The following is a 19,213-nucleotide window of genomic DNA, read 5'->3' on the forward strand; positions in this document are numbered from 1 at the left end:
ATGGTTTCCGATTGGTCAAAAGCTTATATTCAATTTTTGATATGCTCCCAGTTTTCGTCTGCTTTTTGTCGCAGTTCTTCCGGCGATTCGTCCAACCAAAACTCTAAGGTGTTGTTTTTTCCCTTGTTGTAGAAAAGGTAGAGCTTCCCATTCCTGATTTCATAAGTTTCTGGATCTACGTTCACTTTTTTGCCATTCACAGCGACTGCATAAGCGCAATAGCCACCATACTTTGGCAGGTACTTGAATGGGCTTTCCTCAAACCTTTTCAAGTTTTTTGCATTGTAGAACTTAAACTTGACCCCATCAAAAGTTGTGAAGAACTCTTCTTTTCCTTCCAATGGAGTTTTATCAAAGTAAGAGACCACATCATAACCTTGAACAGCATACCCGTTCTTGGTATTATAATCAATGGTTTGGGAAAAACCATATGTACACATCATTAAAGACAAAAGGAGAATAAACTTGTTGATCATATCAGGAATTAAGAGTTTAACCCTTTAATAGTCCTTAAAGCCATCGATTCCTTTCAAGCCATACTTGGATTATGAAAAAAAGATGGTCAATTCCTCCATTTTGTCGGTTGGTTAAATCTTCACACTGCTTCAACAACTGGTGTATCCAGTAACAGTTTCGCGGATTATGAGGAAACCATGGGGCTTTTAGGACTAAATTCAAACTAATAACAGACCGCGAATAAAGGTATCTCTTTGTAAAAGCTTCCGTTCATCGAGGTTTTTCTCAATTACATCCAAAGTTTGGCCCATTCAATAATAAGTGTAGCATACATACGTTTTAAATACAAACCAAACTAACAGGATTCTGTTTTCCAAAAAACGGTATCAGTAAAGCCTACTTAATGTATCAAATGTCCCCCCCAAGGCCATTAATATGGTTAATTGCATTATTGCTTACTTCTATTTCTATTGCCAACGCACAGTTTTCGCAAAACGAAAACACCACGGAAGCAATTTCACTTCGCCCCATAACATCAGTTTTACTGGCAGGGCAAAAAGATTATAGTTTTGAGGAAATAAGAAACAATCCAAGTCTGGATTTTGTTCCACTCTCCGGTTTGAAGGAAAATCTTGGATTTTCCAACGACAATTACTGGCTGACCTTCAGCTTGGAAAACACAACCGATCGATATAGGCAATATTACCTAGAAACTGCTAGGCCCATTACAGATATTGTGAATCTATTCATCATAGATGGAACAGGCCAAGTGGAGAAACAATTTAGTGGGGATAAAATCCCTTTTTCCAAGAAAACCATTAAGCACAGAAAATCCATTTTTGAAATCGGTCTCAGACCTGGTCAAAATATACAGGCCTATATCCATCTAAAAAGCGATGGAGAGGTAGTTATGCTCCCTATGGAACTTTACCCGGAGACCAGTTTTTTTAACCTCACCTATAAAGAGCAGGTATTTTATGGGTTCTTTTATGGTATTTTGGTCTTGGCGAGCATTATATACCTTTTTTTCTTTTTTGCGCTAAAAGACAGAGCCTTTGTTTATTATGCCTGTTATGTTTTGTTCATTGCGTTGATGCAATTTTCCCTAGACGGATTTTTTCATCAATATTTTACCCCGGAAGGCGGATGGCTGTCAGATAGGTCCGTATTATTTACGGCGTTCACCTCGCTACTGTTTTTTGGCAAGTACGGCGACGTATACCTTAACCTAAGAAAGAACAGCCCCATCTTGCACATTACAAACAATATAATGGGGGCATCCATTATTATAGGCATGTTAATCTTGGCGCTGGCACCCAATTTTGAATACTGCTATCCGTTGGCCAATGGCATTGGAATTTTGGTATTGCTTCAAATGATAACTTCATTAATAGTACTAAAAGTCAAAAAAATAAAAGTAGACCACTATTTTGTAATTGGTATTTGCTTTCTAATATTGGGTTTTGTAGTATTTATTCTGAATAATTTCAATACCATAGAAAACTCATTTTTTACTAGCAACGGAACCAAATTTGGAATCGGTCTGGAAATTATATTTCTATCCATATCGATGAGCAACAGAATCAGGGACCTCAGAATGGAGAATGAACAGAACCAGTTGTTGGCCTTACAACGGGCCGAAGACATGAACGAAATTAAATCTTCATTTCTATCCAACATCAGTCACGAACTCCGAACACCCCTAAACTTGATCATGGGCGTGGCCACATCGCTTCAAGAAAACAAAGAGGAGGAAAACCTTGATGAAAAATGCAAAATGCTCTTGAGTTCCTCAAAGAACTTACTGGGAAACATTGAAGACATCTTGGACTTTACCGTTATTGAAAAGGGGAATCAAGAGTTACAAGAAGTTCCTTTTGACTTGAATTCCACACTGACCAAAATCTTAAGGTCACAAGAGAAAAAAGCACTTGCCAAAGGTTTGGAATTCAACATATCGATTGCGGATAATTTGCCATTCAGAATTGTGGGCGACAAGGCTAAACTGGCGCAAATCCTTAACCATATTTTAGATAATTCAATCAAATTTACCAATCAGGGAAAAGTTGAAGTCGATATTTTATGTGATCGAAATAGCGAAAACAAAGCCTCGGCCTCGATACGTTTTAATATAAAGGACACGGGCATTGGCATCTCCAAAGAGAAGATGAGCACTATTTTTGAATCGTTTACCAAAAAATCCTTTATGGACAAACGCGAGTACAGCGGATTGGGATTGGGGCTTTACATTGTAAAAACCTATGTAGACCTTCAAAACGGTACAATTGATTTACGACAAAATACTGATTTGGGCACAACCTGTGAGCTTACGCTAAGTTTTGAAATTGATGAGGACCAAATAACAGTGGATGAGGAATCAAAAACAGACATATTACTTAATAGAGAAGCGGGTAACATACTATATGTAGAAGACAACAAAATGAACCAGACCGTGGTTAAACTTCTTTTCAAGAGAAATTGGGCCAATGCCAACCTAACCATTGCCAATCACGGTAAAGAGGCTTTGGAAATGATGAAGGACCAAAGTTTTGATATTATTTTAATGGATTTACAAATGCCCGAAATGGATGGGTTTGAAACTACATCGATTATTAGAAGCGGCCAAGCAAATTGTAATGCACAAATACCCATAATAGTCCTTACTGCTGATAATACCAGTAACACAAGAAAAAAAATATTTGAACTGGGGGCGAACGATTTGGTCACTAAGCCTGTAAACGGTCCGTTGCTCTTCTCAAAAATGAGCAAAAATGCCTTAAACAAGGCAATTGATAAAGTTGCATAAAAACAAAAAAGCACGCTTTAAAAGCGTGCTTTTTTAATTGTGACCCAGGGAGGATTCGAACCCCATCCGCTGGCCCTTAACTTTATTGACTTGTGCCTTGCTTATGTTTTGTAACTAACCGAATTACAGACCACTTTGAGCAATCTCCTTTCGTATAAGTCAAAATTAATCAATAATAATCAAATATGGTTAAATATCTATCCATGTAAATTGTCAATCGTTTATTTGAACTTTGTTTTTGAAAACTCCTTCATCTTCCTAAATGGGAATTTGTGAAATGTTTCTATGATGTTGTAATATTTCAATGAACTGTAATTGAGAAATATTTGTGTTTGTGAGGTCTATTTTTTTATGCCTGATGAAATTGTTCCAATTATTATATACTTTTCTGAAGACCTTTTACCTTTCCCTTGCAGTATTCCATAATCCAATATGTCAGTCCAGTAAATATAGTCATCCTTCAGATCAATTCCCTTCTCTTGAATCGTCATCAATTTAGGATATTTATAGAAATAGCCCTTGTAGATAAAATATAACTGGACTATAAAAAGAATAAGTATTCCAATTACATTTGCTGATGACAAATCCCAAGAATATTTATTTTTTAAGTTTCCCCAAACCAATAGCGCTATCAAAAACCAAATCATTCCTAATAAACGTTTATCATATTTGTTGTCTTTACTTATTTCAAACCCATATGGCTTTTCTCGAGTTTTAAATTTTCTAAAAAGTACTTTGGGAACCCTTTGGAATTCAAATTGAGATAAAGCTCCCTTAAGTCCTGATTTTGGATACTCTTCTTTTATTTCTTGTTTAAATTCATTTTTAAGAAAATCCAATTGCCTTTTGTCGTGTTGATAATCGGAACAATAGTCATTAAAATCTGCTGACATATTAGTAACTCCACATATAAGTCCATTTTCGAAAGTATGCTTTCGATTTTTGCAGTGTTTGCAAAAGGATAAATGTAATTTTCTTTGTTTGGTCTTGAACTTCGGGGTGAATTTTCTTCATGGTATATTCAGTAAATTTAATGATTAAACTTACTGCCCTAATTTTTGGGGTATCTACATTCCTCTTTTGTATGAATCCAACTACAACCAAAATTTCAAAGATACTAGTCAGGTTGTGGGATTAAATACGGACCACTCTAAATTTCAATTTTTTAATAATCATAGCGTTATTATTATTTGAATCTTTTAAGAACTTTTAACACATATGCAGTATTGAACCAGATTGCCTTTAGTTGTTATACGAATCAAAAAAATCTTAAAACTAGCCTTTAGCAATCCTTACAACTTGTACAAAATTTTGAAAAAAACAACTCTTGGCATAATAAATGTAGTTTGGTCAATTATGAGAAAATCTGTAAACGAATTTTGCCTCCTGATGTGAGTATCAAACAAGTTGTTTGCCGAAATTTCAAATCCCCATCGACTGTCCTCTTTTTGATAGAACAGAGATATATTGGCCAAGTTAAAAGTATTGGTAAGGTTTTGGGTTCGATTTTCGTAATCTACCTGTTTAAAGTCTGCTTTTAACTTAAAATTATTTAGAAAATCATAGGACAGTGCACCAAAAAACTCTTTGTTGATAAATTCATTTGTCACAGCAGAGGCCTCAAAATTGGAGGGTTCAAAGGAGTAACCTATTTCTAGATTGGGAAGTTTGTCGAAAAAAGTTTCAACTTTACCTGTTACGGACAAGGACCTTGAAAAGTTTTTTGAAACGTTATCGTTCACCAATTGAAAAAACTCATTATAATTTCCGGATGCGTCAATGCCCAGTTTCACCTTCCCCAACCTTTTGCTAAATCTAAAATCACCTGTCAATGAATTTTCCGGTTCATTGAACATGGTATAGGTTACAAATTGGTCAATACCGCCCAACACGGTGTTCTTTTTAACGGTTTGGGTTTTGCGGTTATATGAAATAGAGGCGTTGAGATTAAGCCCTCTAAAAAGACTGAACCTGTAATAGGTCAAGGAAACTGAATGGAAGCGTTCGCTTTGTAGGTTTGGATTGCCCAAAAGCACACTGTTAAAGGAGTTCAACATAAAATTATCTAACAGACGATTGCTTTGCGGAAAACGCAACCACTGTTTATATCTGAAGTGTAACTTTTCACTGTTGTTGAATTCCGCTTCGGCATTGAATTCAGGTAAAAGGGCCTTGGCGGTATTATTGACAGAATTTCCAAATTGGGAGTTGTCCCATAGATAGTTATGATAAAACAATCCGGACTTTAAGGTAAAGATTCCGCTTAGGAACTTGTACTCCAGCCCTAAAAAGGTATCGGTAAACCGATAATCGATTGCGTTTCCAAAACCATTGTCCGCAAAGTTGTTGATGCTGCCGTCACTTAGGTGTTGTATTTCTTTGGTTGAACTAGAATCAAAGAACAGGTTGGCCCCCACGGTAGTGTACAGGTGGTTGAAATTGTTAAGCACCCAGTAGTCCTTGGCTACTAGGTCAATCGTGGTAGTTCTTCTATCCAGCTCTTGCAGGATATCGATTTGGTCGTCCTCTTGAATTGGTATAAGACCTTCCAAAAAGGATCGGTCGGCAACCCAATTATTAACAGGGGTACTTTTTACGAGGTTTATCGTTGACTCTAAACTTAGGGTCTGCTTTCTGGAAAACCGTTTGCTGTATTCCAGGTTCTGCTTAACGTCAATGGCCTGTAGAGCGGAATTCGTGGCAAAGGAACTCTCCATTCCAAAACTTTGGGTCAGCAAAGCCCCCGTTACATTATTGTCGGTCAATTTGATAAAGGTATTGGCGGCCAGGTCCTCTTTACTGTTAGGCTCATAATCCAAGGTCAATTTTCCCAACAGGAAAAAACCGTCCAATGCTTCGGTCTCAGTCCTGTTTTCATCAAAAGAGTTATCGTTGCCGTTATAAATGTTCAAGGTGTTCACCTGTGTTTCGGCATCACTGCTACTTGCAATTAAAAAACTGTTGAAATCCGTCTTTTTGGATACGGATCGTCTAAGGTTCAATGCCCCAAAGCGGTTGGTGTTGGTCTTAAAATCGGTATTGGACAGAAACTTCGAAAAATCATCATTGGCAAGTGATACATATCCCCGGATATCCCCCAAGAGCTTACCAAAACCACCGTTAAATTCAATATAGTCCCCCAATTCAAAAGACTTTGTCCCAACATTGTTGAAATCTCCGATAAAGTTCAGGGTTGTCTTTGGGCTATAGTAGAATAGGTTGGGGTGTACCAAATAGCGTCGATCCGGCCCGCCCGCAACTTCCACATCACCAAAGGCAAACTTCTTTTTATCTTCCTTGAGTTTGATGTTCAATGCCAGTTCATTGGAATCCCGAAGCCCCTTTAGAAAACCTATTTCATTGTAGTTGTCCAAAACTTGTACCTGGTCTACCACATTCGCGGGAATATTGTTGACGGCCAATTTGCTGTTGCCTGTAAAAAAAGTCTTGTCATCCACCAATACTTTCGTGACCTCTTTCCCCTGTGCGGTAACATTGCCCTCACGATCCACCTCTATACCGGGAAGTTTTTTTAACACCTCCCGCAGTTTTCGTTCCTTACCGTTGACAAAGGCATCCGTTTGATAAGTAATTGTATCTTTCTTGACTTCAATGGGAATTTTATATTCCAGCACCACTTCATCCAATACACTGGCCTTTGGGGTCAACACCAAATCCCTGATTTCATTTTTTAAGGCGGTATACTCAAAAACCAACTCTTCATAGCCTAAATAATTGACTGTAATGGAATAGGCAGCACCCTTTTCCAGTTTAAGCTGGTATTCCCCCTTTTGGTTGCTTATGGAGAAGACCGTTGCGGTGTTCCTGCTTACTGCAAACGCTAAGATATTGGCATTTTCCAAAGGGCCGTCTGTAGATGAAGACACCTTTCCACCGAGGGTTATTTTCTGGGCATGGACATACCCATTTGCCAGAACCATTAAAATAAGCAGGATATATATATTATTGTAACGGCATGAAACAAACAAACCTCGTAATAGGGGGTTAATTTTTTTTATAATCTCTAAGCTACGAAGGTAAATGTACCGTAATTCCTTTATCAACCTCCTTTTTTAATTTCTGCCATATTGGTTTCCAGCATCTCGTAATATTCTTCAAAAGTCATCTGTTTTGAGCCTTTTGGAGGGTTTATTTTGACGGTTTTTTCTTCAATTTCTTTGAACCTATAAACCACTTTGTCCCGATTCATTTCAAGTATTAGGCCCGGAAGTCCGTTGTAACCTATAGGTCCGAAAGAATAAGGCAGTTCCGGTGCGAACCAAGCTTCAATTTCTTCAAGATAACTCCCCAACTTTCTTGTGGTTGTGGCCTTTAGAACCTTGAATTTGCCAATGTGTTTAGACTCGTTGGTTATCTCCCACTGTACTTTTTCATCTAAAGTCAACACCACAGGAGGTTGAGAGTTTAGCAATGCAATTCGTTTAATGGAGTCCCCGGTTTTTGTATACCAAACTTCGTTTCCAGAGCAAAAACCTGATGCCAATTTATACATTAGGGGGTCTATATCGTCCCTGACCAATTGTTCAGATTGTTTAAAAATGGATTCATTATCATCAATCAGCAATTGAAATTCGAAGTCGCCCATAATCTCTGCTGCCATGCTTGCCATAGTCTGTGCTTCTGCATGTTTCATTTCGTTCAGATCAAATTTTGATTCGATGGTATAAGAAACACTAAGTGATTTTTGGCCAAATATAGTTCCAACAATGGCGAAGAAAAAAATAGTTGTTTTTAATTTACATTCTAATAATTTCATAAAAAATTTAAGGGGAGATTTCTTAATCCCCCCGATTTTATTTGTCATTTTTTATTTTTAATTACCAATCGCAACCACACCTTTGATAGATACACCAGTTATAAGCAAGTGCAAATAAATCTGGTCTATCTGCTGTCAATTCAGATGCAATACTGACACAAGATTCAAACGTAATTTCTTCATCAGTAAGAGTTTTTGCCTCTGCATCCATATTGGTTGAAAAAGCTAATAAAAATAAGAGCATTCCAATGATTTTTTTCATAATTAAAGTGTTTAGTGAATAAATAGTTTTTATTAACAATTTCATAAAATGAAATTGTGAAATGGATTACCAATATAAAGAAAAAACCTACATCTATTTGAAAATAGTACAATTAATTTCAAATTTTAAGAATGATATGCTTGATGTACACCTGTTCGAGGATATTTCACAGGTACACTTATTGACCGGGGAATGGATAAAGGATTACAACGGGAAACGGCCACATGAAGCCTTGGAGGGAATCACCCCGGAACGCTATGAAAAGGAATTCTCTTCTAAGCAAGCATGCTTGGAAGAACAAAAAAAGTCGTCTAACCAATGGTCCGAGAAAAGGGAGGGTTACAGGGTAAAAAAGGTAAACCATCTAAGTGTACGGAAAAAGTAAACTCCTTAGAATCAGCAGACTCATCTTCCAATGAAAGTTCAATATAACGGTAACTTAAAATCCCCTGGTTCTTAATGATATTCCAAACAAAGGCGAACGCAACGAAGTGGAGTGCTGCAAGCCCCAAATCTTGCCAAACTAACCTCACTGAGCGAGGCAATTCTATCTATTAATCCTATATACTCTTCCCACCATTTGAGGTAATCCAATGGTCTGTTGGCCTCAATTTTGTTTTTTAGTGAAATTGCGTCAATTTTTTCGTCAAAAATTTCCAGTGTTTAAAGGGCTTCCCAAAGACTTTACTGTAGATTTCGGAAAAGTCTACTGTAGCCCCCGATTTTGTACTTTATTCCAAAAATCATTCAATTAACTGGTTTTCAACTTGTTGAATACCCGAAAACAACCGTGATGGCGCAATTTGCGCATCACCCTCTTGCTGTTCATTTTTTCTTTGCTCAGCAAAGAAAACCTGAAAAACCCTTAGATATTAGAAATCATGATTGGTTCAATCGAGGATTTGAAATAGGTAATTCCACCCTATTACCATTTTACTTTACGCTTATCTTTCCGAACACTATAAAATTGCAACAGGGACAAAGTGCAAATGTTTGGGTAAGAAATGGGACTTTTGATAGGTCTTGGTTTGAATAGAAGGAAATGAGAGTTCCTTTTCAATGGTCAAAATTTCCAAACCTTTCCTTTGCAATATTTGTTTCTGACATTTTTTTGTCCAGTATGGTATCCAGTCCGTCCATGTCCTCACTTATCTTTCTGTCCAGCACCCGTGCATAGACTTGGGTGGTGGCCAATTTAGTATGCCCCAATATCTTCGAGACCGTCTCGATTGGCACCCCGTTACTCAAGGTAATCGTAGTGGCAAATGTGTGCCTTGCCATGTGAAAAGTGATATTCTTCCTTATTTTACAAGCATCTGCCAACTCTTTGAGATAACTGTTCAGTTTTTGGTTGGAGATGCTTGGGAATAATTTTTCCGGGTTCTTTTTCGGGTGGTAATGGTATCTCTTGATAATGGATAGGGCAGGACCTATTAGGGGAAGCTTGAAGGCGTTCTTGGTCTTTAGCCTTTTGGTACTTATCCAATGTTTTCCATCTATTCCCAGTATTAGGTTATCCTCTCCAAGTTCCATCAGATCACAATAGGAAATGCCAGTGTAACAACTGAAAACAAATAGGTCCCTGACGATGCGTAGCCGCTCAATACCCGTATAATATTCTTGAATGTCCTGTAGTTCCCGCAAGGTCAGGAACTCCTTTTCTTTTCTTTCCATCTTTACTTTGAACCTGCGGAAGGGATCTCTGTCTATCCATTCATTGTCCAAAGCCATTCTTGTCATCTTTCGCAGGCGTTGGATATGCTTCATCGCTCCATTATTTGAGAGCTTTTCATGTTTATGCCTAGGATAGAGCTTTCGAAGGAACGTCTCAAATCCGACAATAAACTTATGGTCTAACTGTGAAATTGGATAATCGTCGCTTTTGTATTGTTCATTGATATACTTCAATAGGTAGTTCTGTGTCGTCCCATAATGCCTCAAGGTAGCCTTGCACAAATTGTGGGCGCAATGCACATTGTGGTGCTCAAAGAGTGTCGTTATTTTGATATTACTCCCATCTTCACCAAAATAATAAGCCTTCACCATCTGTGGTGTAACATAGTGGGATTTAGACCTTAATTCTCGATAGCATTGAAAAAGTTCTGTTTCAACCTCCATCAGATAGGTGTTGATTTCCCTTGCCTCTTTGTTATGCCCCAGAACCCTCGCCCCTTTTCTTTCCCAAATTTCTGTTGGGATAGTATACTTCAAACTCATGTTGGTCCTTTGTGAATCGACCGTGATACGGGCATAGATCTTTGCTGTGCCATCAACCCTCCTTGCAGTACTTATCCAAAAACTGATGGAAAATGTTGACCTTGTTCTCATAGGATTTGTGTTAAATTAAACGATTTTCACCTACGAAAGTCAAATCCCAAGTATCTGTAATATAGTTAATTACAAGCTTATTCGGTTAACACTTTCAAAATAAAATTTTACTAACCGAATTACAAACCAAAAAAGGTCAAATCAAACCATATCAAATGATAGTTCAAAAAAGTCAAAACCTTGCAAATCAATAAGATATGCAAGGTTTTGATTTTGTTTAAACTTAAAAAGTGACCCAGGGAGGATTCGAACCCCCAACCCTCAGAGCCGAAATCTGATATTCTATCCAGTTGAACTACTGGGCCATTCTTAACTAATTATGAACTCAATTTTGCCTTAACAATGGCAGAAATGGTCTTGCCATCTGCCTGTCCGGCCAATTCCTTGGAAACTATTCCCATAACCTTGCCCATATCCTGCATTCCAGAAGCTCCAACGGAATCGATGGTCTGTACCACCACTTTTTCGATTTCTTCTTCGGTAAGCTGTTCCGGCAAGAACTTTTCGATCACTGCAACTTGTGCCAATTCCGGTTCCGCAAGATCTTCACGTCCTTGCTCTTGGTATATCGCTGCACTATCCTTGCGCTGTTTCACCAACTTTTGAACCAATTTAATTTCCTCTTCTTCAGACAATTCAGCTCCTGCACCTTTATCGGTCTTAGCCAACAAGATAGCTGATTTAACGGCTCGCAACGACTCCAAGGCAACGGTATCCTTTGCCTTCATCGCGGCCTTCATTTCTGTCATCACCTTGTCTTGCAAATTCATCTGTTCTGATTTTAGTTCGCGAAGATAAAAAATAAACCCGAAAGTTACTGTACTTCCGGGTTTATGCTTTCCATTAAAATGGATGTTTATTTAAACACTACTAATCAACATTATCGTGTAAAAAGGAGTTGTTGGAACGCAACTGCAAATCGTCATTGCTATCCTCCCCTAAAGATGTCCTAGAAACCTTTTGTTCCCTTGGAACATCTGTCAAATCAACTCCCTGCCGCTTATAAGCAGGCTGTTTTTCGATTTCATCAATACTGTTTCTGTTATTCTGGAACTTGTAATTGAAGTTTTTTAATTTTCTCCTGCGCTCATCCGCACGATCTTTTAAAATATCACTTATAGAACTGTTCATAGGGTCTAAGCTGGCCATAGTTTCCTCGTTTTGAGCTTTGGCTTCCTTCTTTTCTTCTACCTGTACCGTCTTCTTCTCAAAAACAAGCTCATTTTCGACCATCTTTGGTTCGTGGGTCTCTGCTTTGGACTTGGCTCCTGTCAACTTTTCCTCCAATTCCATATATTCTTGGAGATCGTATCGGGTTTCACCTTCTTTTTTGTATTCCAGAACAGGTTTTACCTCTACATAATCGTTCACCTCCACATCACCTAAACCATCATCATCCAAGTTGAAAGTCACGGTATGTTCCTTTTCCTCTTCTTCTACTTCATCATTGTTCAAAGGCATATCAAAACTCAAGGTGAATTGGTCTTCGTTGCTTTTGGATGATACTACTTCTGCATCGATAACATCAAAATTATTGATGACATTTTTCGCCTCGATGATTACAAAATCGTCATCCACTTTGTCGGCAATAACTTCCTCATAGAACACATTGAAGTTTCTGATATAATTGGTAGTTGGAATAAGAGGATCCTTTACTTCCACTTTCGGAGCAATAGTCTGCTTAACCTCTTTTACCGGCTCCTCCTCCATTTCCAATGTATGCTTTACCACCTTGGGTTCTGGTTCTGGGGTCGGCTCCGGTTCTGGTACTTTTTCAACCTTAACTTCTTGAACCGACGTAGATTCAGGGGTCAAATCCTGCTCTGCGGTCTGTTCATCCTCCAAAGTATAGAATACCTTTTTGGATTCGGTATTTACGATATTATCTTGCTGATCTACATTAAAACCGGTTGCAATTACCGTAACGGCAATGGCCTCACCAAGGCTTTCATCCTCACCGACACCCATAATGATGTTGGCTCCATGACCGGCCTCAATTTGGATGTGATCATTGATTTCTCCAATTTCATCAATAGTGATTTCCTGCGAACCGGATACGATGAGCAACAATACATTTTTGGCCCCATTGATTTTGTTGTCGTTCAACAACGGTGAATCCAATGCCTTCATAATGGCCTCGGTAGCCCTTGACGACCCTGAAGCGGCCGAAGAGCCCATAATGGCGGTTCCACTGTTGGAAAGCACGGTCTTCGCGTCCCTAAGGTCAATGTTTTGTGTGTAGTGATGGGTTATGACCTCTGCGATACCCCTAGCTGCAGTGGCCAATACTTCATCCGCTTTTGAGAAACCGGCCTTAAACCCAAGATTACCGTAAACTTCCCTAAGCTTGTTGTTGTTGATCACGATCAAGGAATCCACGTTCGCACGCAATTTCTCGATTCCTATCTGTGCTTGTTTGTTACGCATGGCCCCTTCGAACTGGAACGGCATGGTAACGATACCCACCGTAAGAACATCCATTTCCTTAGCGATTTTTGCTATAACCGGGGCTGCACCCGTACCCGTTCCACCGCCCATTCCGGCAGTGATAAAGGCCATTTTTGTGTTGTTGTCCAACATGGCCTTTAAGTCTTCCATGCTTTCCAAAGCTGCCTGCTCACCAACATCGGGATTGGCTCCAGCGCCAAGTCCTTCGGTAAGCGATACTCCCAATTGAATTTTATTGGGTACCGCGCTGTTTTGCAAAGCCTGGGCATCGGTATTGCAGATAACGAAATCCACTCCGTTGATTCCGGCCTGGAACATATGGTTGATGGCGTTGCTTCCGCCGCCACCTACTCCAATAACTTTAATTACGTTGCTTTTGTTCTTGGGCAAATCAAAAGCTATATTGTCAAATTCAGTGTTCTTGCTCATGACAGTTATATTTCTCTTATGGGGTTATTATTCTGCGTTGTCCAAAAAGTCCTTCAACTTTTCCGACCATTTGTCAAAAATGGATTTTCTATCCGTATGGGTGGCTGTAACCGAAGCTGTAGCCTTGGGGCCCATATCGTTTTCTTGTCCTACCAAAACCTCTTCTTCGGGCATCTCTTCTTCATGGTGCTCGATACGGTTTTTCTTCTTGGCCTCTAGGGAATTCATTAACAATCCCACAGCGGTTGCGTAAAGTGGGCTCGCGACTTCTTCATCCGAATCACCGGCAAGATGCTCATTAGGATAGCCTATCCTTGTGTCCATACCGGTAATGTATTCCACTAATTGCTTCAAATGCTTCAATTGGCTACCTCCTCCGGTAAGCACAATTCCAGCAATCAATTTTTTCTTCTGTTCCTCGTGGCCGTAGTTCTTGATTTCCACATACACTTGCTCCACAATCTCCACCACACGGGCGTGGATAATCTTGGAGAGGTTTTTTAGCGTGATTTCTTTTGGCTCACGACCTCTTAGACCGGGAATGGAAACAATCTCGTTGTCCTTGTTTTCTCCTGGCCAAGCGGAACCAAATTTTATTTTCAATAGTTCGGCCTGCTTCTCGATGATGGAGCAACCTTCCTTGATATCCTCGGTAATAACGTTACCGCCGAACGGAATCACGGAAGTATGACGGATGATACCATCCTTGAAAATGGCAAGATCTGTAGTTCCACCACCTATATCTATCAAAGCGACTCCTGCTTCTTTTTCTTCTTGACTCAGAACTGCATCAGCGGATGCCAAAGGTTCCAAAGTGATGTTACCAAGGTCCAATCCGGCACTTTTGATACATCTTCCTATATTTTTGATGGACGATACTTGACCTACCACTACATGAAAATTGGCTTCTAATCGGCCGCCGTACATACCTACTGGCTCCTTGATCTCGGATTGTCCGTCCACTTTATATTCTTGCGGCAACACATGGATGATTTCCTCACCGGGAAGCATCACCAATTTGTAAACTTGGTTGCACAATTTGTCCAAATCTTCGTTGTCTATAACTTCCTCCGAATTCGGTCTTGTGATATAATCGCTGTGGTGCAAGCTACGTATATGCTGACCTGCAATTCCTACCACCACAGAACCAATTTTAAGCCCCGAGTTCAATTCAGCCTGCTCTACCGCTTGTTGAATAGACGAGATGGTCTGTGTGATATTGTTGACCACTCCGCGGTGAACACCCAAACTCTTTGATCGTCCGGTGCCCAAAATTTCAATTTTTCCATACTCATTTTCCCTACCAATGATCGCTACGATCTTGGTGGTTCCAATATCCAATCCAACTGAATAATTACCTTGTTCCATAATTTAAATTTTGGTGCAAACCACTTGATTGTTGAATTCCAAACTAACCGTTGCATAATCCTCCAAGGAATTGTCCTTGGCCGCCTTTGCATAAAAGGCCATAAAATTGCTGAACTTCTTGTTCAGGTTATCCACTCCGCCCAAATTCACTACAAAGTTTTCCATGCGGAACTTGAGCTGATATTTTTCTTCTTCCAGTATGTGTATCCCGATTACGTTCTTTCTCAAGAAATCATCTTTGTTGATATAATCCAGAATAACATAGGCATCCTCCAAGGTCTTCCCCGTTATCTTACCTGTAATAATGGGAACCCTTGCAGAATGGTGCTTTGACAATGGCATGCGTTTACCCTGATCATCCAAATAAAATTTGGAGGCACCTTCTATTCTTCCAATTGGCTTTCGCTGAACAATCTTGGATACAAGTTCCCCGTTTACAGTAAGATAGACCTGGGCGTTTTTCACCATATCATTGGATAGTATTACCTCCTCTATGGTATTCAAAACTAACTGTTCTTTGGGCCTGTTCTCTAGGGGTCCGTATTTTTGTATTAACAATTTATTAACCGCATCCTCAGTTAAATACAAACTGTTTTCGCCAACGAATTTCACAGTGACATTTTCCACCATTCTTCGCTCATTTCGTTGATCGGCAAACCCGTAAAGCGCAACTACGGCGACCGACAAAACCGCTAATTTTATGTAATCCCAATTAATGCGCATAACTCAATTCTTTTTTGATTTTCGGCACTTCCATTCCAATATCCCCTGCTCCCAGAGCAACCAACACTCCTGATTTGCGGTTCTTTACTTCTTCCAATAATGCTGATTTTGAAATCAACTTTTTATTGGGATTCTCTATTTTTTCCAAAAGCCATTGCGATGTCACCCCTTCAATCGGTTCCTCCCTGGCGGGGTAAATATCCAACAGGATGATTTCATCAAAATCCGAAAGACTGGCTGCAAAATCATCCGCAAAATCCCTGGTTCGCGAGAATAGATGTGGTTGAAAGATTACCGTAACCTTTTCCCCTGCGTGCATTTCCCGAATGGCTTGGTGCACGGCACTTATTTCGGTTGGATGATGTGCGTAATCATCAATGAATACAAAATCTTTTTCCTTTATCTGATAGGAAAACCTGCGCTGAACTCCTTTGAACGTAGCCAAAGCTTCGGCAAGGCGGTGGGGTGGGCAACCCGTTTGCACCGCCATCGCAAAAGCAGCTAATCCATTGAGCAAATTGTGTCTTCCAGGCTTGTTGAACTTTACGTTCTTGATTACCTCGGAAGGCGTTACGAGATCAAATATGTAGGCTCCATGTTCAATTTCAATGTTTTCTATGCAATAATCAGCACCATCTTCAATGCCAAAGGTGATTCCTTCCAAAGGAAGGCCCTTGCGCACGAACAACTTACCTTCGGGCTTGATCCTATTCACAAATTCCCTGAAAGATTTGTCCAATTCATCCTTGGTACCATAAATATCTAGGTGGTCGGCATCCATCGATGTAATACAGGCAATGGTAGGCGTCAATCGTAAAAATGAACGATCGAACTCATCGGCCTCCACTACGGAATATTCCGTGCCATCCAACACAAAGTTGCTGTCAAAATCTTCCGAAACACCACCCAAAAATGCGGTCATCGGCAATTCACATTCTTTTAGCAAGTGCGCCAAAATACAGGTCGTGGTGGTCTTGCCATGTGTACCTGCAACGGCCAAACAAAAAGAATCCCTTGTAATTATTCCCAAAACCTCGGAACGTTTTTTAAGATTGAATCCGCCTGATTGGTAAAACTGGAACTCCGTATGTTTTGAAGGAACCGCAGGCGTGTACACCACCAAGGTGTTGGGATGTTTGAAGGTATCCGAAATCAAATCAACGTTGTCCTCAAAATGTACCGAAATACCTTTTTCCATCAACCCATCGGTGATGGGCGTGGGAGTACGGTCGTAACCAGCCACTTCTTTCCCCACAAATTTGAAATAGCGCGCCAAGGCGGACATTCCAATGCCGCCGATGCCGATAAAATAAACGCTATGTATATCCTTCAAATTCACTTCAACAACTTTACTATTTCGTCCACAATATGTTCCGTGGCCTTGGGCATGGCCATTTTTTTGATGTTCCTTCCCAATTTTTCCTGAATCGCTTCGGACTTCATCAAAGCAGAAAAACGATTTTCAAATTCAGCATCCAACTCATTTTCTTTTAGCATAATGGCCGCATCTTTGGCCACCAAGGCTTTTGCATTTTGGGTTTGATGGTCCTCTGCCACGTTCGGCGATGGGATAAAAATCACAGGTTTGCCCACCAAACAAAGCTCGGAGACCGATCCTGCGCCCGCTCTTGAAATAATCACATCGGCTGCCGCGTAGGCCAAATCCATTCGGTTGACAAAGGCCAAAACCTTTACCGTATCCGATTCATGTTTTTTATATTCTTCATGGTACAGCTTGCCACATTGCCAGAGTACCTGTAATCCTTGTTTCACAAAAAATTCAAGCTCTTTTTCTATCAGTTGATTGATTCGTCTTGCTCCGAGACTACCTCCGAGCACCAGGACCGTTTTTTTATCGCTATCAAACCCAAAAAAGGCAGTTGCTTCTTTCTTGCTTGCTTTTACTTCAACCAAATCGGTGCGGATGGGATTTCCCGTTTTTATGATTTTTTCCTTTGGAAAAAATCGTTCCATATTATCATACGCCACGCAGATTTTATCCGCTTTTCCCGCCAATAGTTTGTTCGTGATTCCCGCGAAAGAGTTCTGTTCTTGCAGCACGCATGGAACACCCGAGCTTTCGGCCATCCGTAACAATGGCCCGCTCGCAAACCCTCCCGTTCCAATGGCCACATGGGGTTTGAACTGTTTCACTATTTTGCGCGCTTCTAACAAACTACTTATCAGTTTAAATGGAAACATGAGGTTTTTCAATGTCAGTTTCCGTTGTATTCCACTTATCCACAAACCCTTGATTTCATATCCAGCTTGCGGTACTTTTTCCATTTCCATTTTATCCTTGGCCCCTACAAACAAAAATTCGGCATCAGGGTATCTTCGTTTCAGCTCGTTTGCGATGGCCACGGCGGGATAAATATGTCCTCCCGTTCCTCCTCCAGAAAGTATAAACCTATATCTGTCCACTCAATACTTCTAAAGGATTCGTTTCATCTATTCCATGGGATTGCTCCTCTAAATTTTCTTTTCTATTGCTTGCACTCAACACGATTCCAATGGCCATACAGGTCATCCAAATGGAGGTACCCCCCATACTGATCAATGGCAACGGTTGTCCCGTAACGGGGAACAATTGCACCACAACGGCCATGTTGATGAAGGCCTGGAACACAATTGGCAACCCAACTCCTATAACCAGTAATTTTGAAAACACCGTTTTGGACGAATGCGCCACAACCACAATGCGGAACAGCAACAGGAGGTAGAAAAAGAGCAAAGCTCCCCCTCCCAATAATCCATATTCTTCTATAATGATGGCAAAAATGAAATCCGACGTACTCTGTGACAACATATTCTTCATCACGCTTTTTCCAGCTCCTTTGCCCACTACACCGCCTTCAGCCACGGCAATCTGGGCCAACGTTAACTGATGCAGATCATCCCTATCCGCCTGCTCTGGATGGATAAAGGTCTCTATCCTTGATTTCCACGTTCCTGCACGCTGCGGCAACACTTCTGGTGCCTTGAACAGCACAAAAAGGAACATTCCCGCAAATACAATTCCTGTCGCCACCATGGCGAACAAATATTTTAAGGGATATCCTCCCAGAAAACACAATACCAATACCATGAAACAAATAATCGCTGCGGTCGAGAAGTTCTCTGGCAAAATCAGTAGAACTACAAGGGCTACGGGCAACCATAGCGGAAGTATGCTTTCTTTAAACGTGATCTTTACGTCCTTGATCTTGGTCAGATACCTCGCAATCCAAATCATTAAAACAACTGACGCCAAGGTAGACGTCTGAAAGTTGACCCCTACCAACGGAATCTTGATCCAACGATTTGCCGTTACCCCGCCTATCCGCGTTTCCACCGTCAACGTATAGATCAATAACAGGATAACAATGGGCATTGCAATAATGGAAAGCCCCTTGAAATAATGCGTTGGAATTCGGTGCACGGCATAGATGATGCCGAAACCCAAGAACAACAGCACGGCGTGCTTTACCAAATGCCCAAAAGTGGTCCCATCACCATTAACGTAGACCAAATTGGTACTGGCGCTGTACACTGGCAAAAATGAGAAAAGTGCCAAGAGGGCCACTACGCCCCAAATGGCTTTATCACCTTTCAGATTTTTGAAAATTGCAAACAC

Annotated in this window: 16 protein-coding genes and 1 tRNA gene; 3 read left to right on the forward strand and 14 right to left on the reverse strand. The window is 40.3% G+C overall.

The annotated features are described in order from the left end of the window. Positions 1 to 29: 29 nt before the first annotated feature. Complete coding sequence (locus J0656_RS10695) at positions 30 to 476, reverse strand: YHS domain-containing (seleno)protein (protein WP_207033597.1); 447 nt, start codon at positions 474 to 476, stop codon at positions 30 to 32. A 431-nt stretch (positions 477 to 907) separates the two neighbouring features. On the opposite strand from J0656_RS10695, the gene J0656_RS10700 reads away from it, so the two are divergent. Next, on the forward strand, positions 908 to 3,262 hold the full coding sequence (locus tag J0656_RS10700) for a hybrid sensor histidine kinase/response regulator (RefSeq protein ID WP_207033599.1): 2,355 nt from the start codon (positions 908 to 910) through the stop codon (positions 3,260 to 3,262). 341 nt (positions 3,263 to 3,603) lie between these two features. Here the strand turns inward: J0656_RS10700 and J0656_RS10705 are convergent, their stop codons facing one another. From J0656_RS10705 to J0656_RS10720, 4 genes are all read right to left on the reverse strand, one after another. After that, positions 3,604 to 4,155, reverse strand: a complete 552-nt coding sequence (locus J0656_RS10705) for a hypothetical protein (RefSeq protein ID WP_207033600.1) — start codon at positions 4,153 to 4,155, stop codon at positions 3,604 to 3,606. Between the two features lie 399 nt (positions 4,156 to 4,554). Continuing rightward, on the reverse strand, positions 4,555 to 7,203 hold the full coding sequence (locus tag J0656_RS10710) for a carboxypeptidase-like regulatory domain-containing protein (RefSeq protein WP_207033602.1): 2,649 nt from the start codon (positions 7,201 to 7,203) through the stop codon (positions 4,555 to 4,557). Between the two features lie 119 nt (positions 7,204 to 7,322). Continuing rightward, on the reverse strand, positions 7,323 to 8,087 hold the full coding sequence (locus tag J0656_RS10715; RefSeq protein ID WP_313790189.1) for a GLPGLI family protein: 765 nt from the start codon (positions 8,085 to 8,087) through the stop codon (positions 7,323 to 7,325). A 13-nt stretch (positions 8,088 to 8,100) separates the two neighbouring features. Further along, positions 8,101 to 8,301: a hypothetical protein gene (locus tag J0656_RS10720; protein WP_207033607.1), complete on the reverse strand. Its 201-nt coding sequence runs from the start codon at positions 8,299 to 8,301 to the stop codon at positions 8,101 to 8,103. Positions 8,302 to 8,362: 61 nt separating this feature from the next. Here J0656_RS10720 and J0656_RS10725 point away from each other — a divergent pair, with 61 nt between their 5' ends. Both J0656_RS10725 and J0656_RS10730 read left to right on the forward strand, forming a co-directional pair. After that, positions 8,363 to 8,686, forward strand: a complete 324-nt coding sequence (locus tag J0656_RS10725) for an integrase core domain-containing protein (protein ID WP_262897075.1) — start codon at positions 8,363 to 8,365, stop codon at positions 8,684 to 8,686. 339 nt (positions 8,687 to 9,025) lie between these two features. Beyond that, positions 9,026 to 9,337 (forward strand): hypothetical protein, encoded by a 312-nt coding sequence (locus J0656_RS10730; RefSeq protein ID WP_207033610.1) that lies wholly within the window; start codon positions 9,026 to 9,028, stop codon positions 9,335 to 9,337. A 20-nt stretch (positions 9,338 to 9,357) separates the two neighbouring features. On the opposite strand, the gene J0656_RS10735 is transcribed toward J0656_RS10730, so the two are convergent. The 9 genes from J0656_RS10735 to J0656_RS10775 all read right to left on the reverse strand — a co-directional run bounded on the left by J0656_RS10735 (position 9,358) and on the right by J0656_RS10775 (position 19,213). Continuing rightward, entirely contained in the window at positions 9,358 to 10,629 is a 1,272-nt protein-coding gene (locus J0656_RS10735; protein WP_207033611.1) for a site-specific integrase, read from the reverse strand. Between the two features lie 231 nt (positions 10,630 to 10,860). After that, positions 10,861 to 10,934 (reverse strand) — tRNA-Arg (locus J0656_RS10740). A gap of 12 nt (positions 10,935 to 10,946) precedes the next feature. Further along, entirely contained in the window at positions 10,947 to 11,399 is a 453-nt protein-coding gene (locus J0656_RS10745) for a GatB/YqeY domain-containing protein (protein WP_207033613.1), read from the reverse strand. A gap of 100 nt (positions 11,400 to 11,499) precedes the next feature. Then, entirely contained in the window at positions 11,500 to 13,506 is a 2,007-nt protein-coding gene (gene ftsZ, locus J0656_RS10750) for a cell division protein FtsZ (RefSeq protein WP_207033615.1), read from the reverse strand. Positions 13,507 to 13,533: 27 nt separating this feature from the next. Further along, the gene (gene ftsA, locus J0656_RS10755; protein WP_207033617.1) at positions 13,534 to 14,874 is read right to left on the reverse strand and encodes a cell division protein FtsA; all 1,341 of its coding nucleotides are present in this window, start codon (positions 14,872 to 14,874) and stop codon (positions 13,534 to 13,536) included. A gap of 3 nt (positions 14,875 to 14,877) precedes the next feature. Then, positions 14,878 to 15,597, reverse strand: a complete 720-nt coding sequence (locus J0656_RS10760) for a cell division protein FtsQ/DivIB (protein WP_207033618.1) — start codon at positions 15,595 to 15,597, stop codon at positions 14,878 to 14,880. Further along, positions 15,587 to 16,936 (reverse strand): UDP-N-acetylmuramate--L-alanine ligase, encoded by a 1,350-nt coding sequence (murC, locus tag J0656_RS10765; RefSeq protein ID WP_207033620.1) that lies wholly within the window; start codon positions 16,934 to 16,936, stop codon positions 15,587 to 15,589. Before murC ends, J0656_RS10760 begins: the two co-directional genes overlap by 11 nt. Further along, positions 16,933 to 18,021, reverse strand: coding sequence for an undecaprenyldiphospho-muramoylpentapeptide beta-N-acetylglucosaminyltransferase (gene murG / locus J0656_RS10770; RefSeq protein ID WP_207033622.1), 1,089 nt, complete (start codon positions 18,019 to 18,021; stop codon positions 16,933 to 16,935). Before murG ends, murC begins: the two co-directional genes overlap by 4 nt. After that, the gene (locus tag J0656_RS10775; RefSeq protein WP_207033624.1) at positions 18,008 to 19,213 is read right to left on the reverse strand and encodes an FtsW/RodA/SpoVE family cell cycle protein; all 1,206 of its coding nucleotides are present in this window, start codon (positions 19,211 to 19,213) and stop codon (positions 18,008 to 18,010) included. Before J0656_RS10775 ends, murG begins: the two co-directional genes overlap by 14 nt.

Origin of the sequence: Flagellimonas aurea (assembly GCF_017313785.1) — a bacterium.
GTDB classification, from domain to species: Bacteria; Bacteroidota; Bacteroidia; order Flavobacteriales; family Flavobacteriaceae; genus Flagellimonas; species Flagellimonas aurea.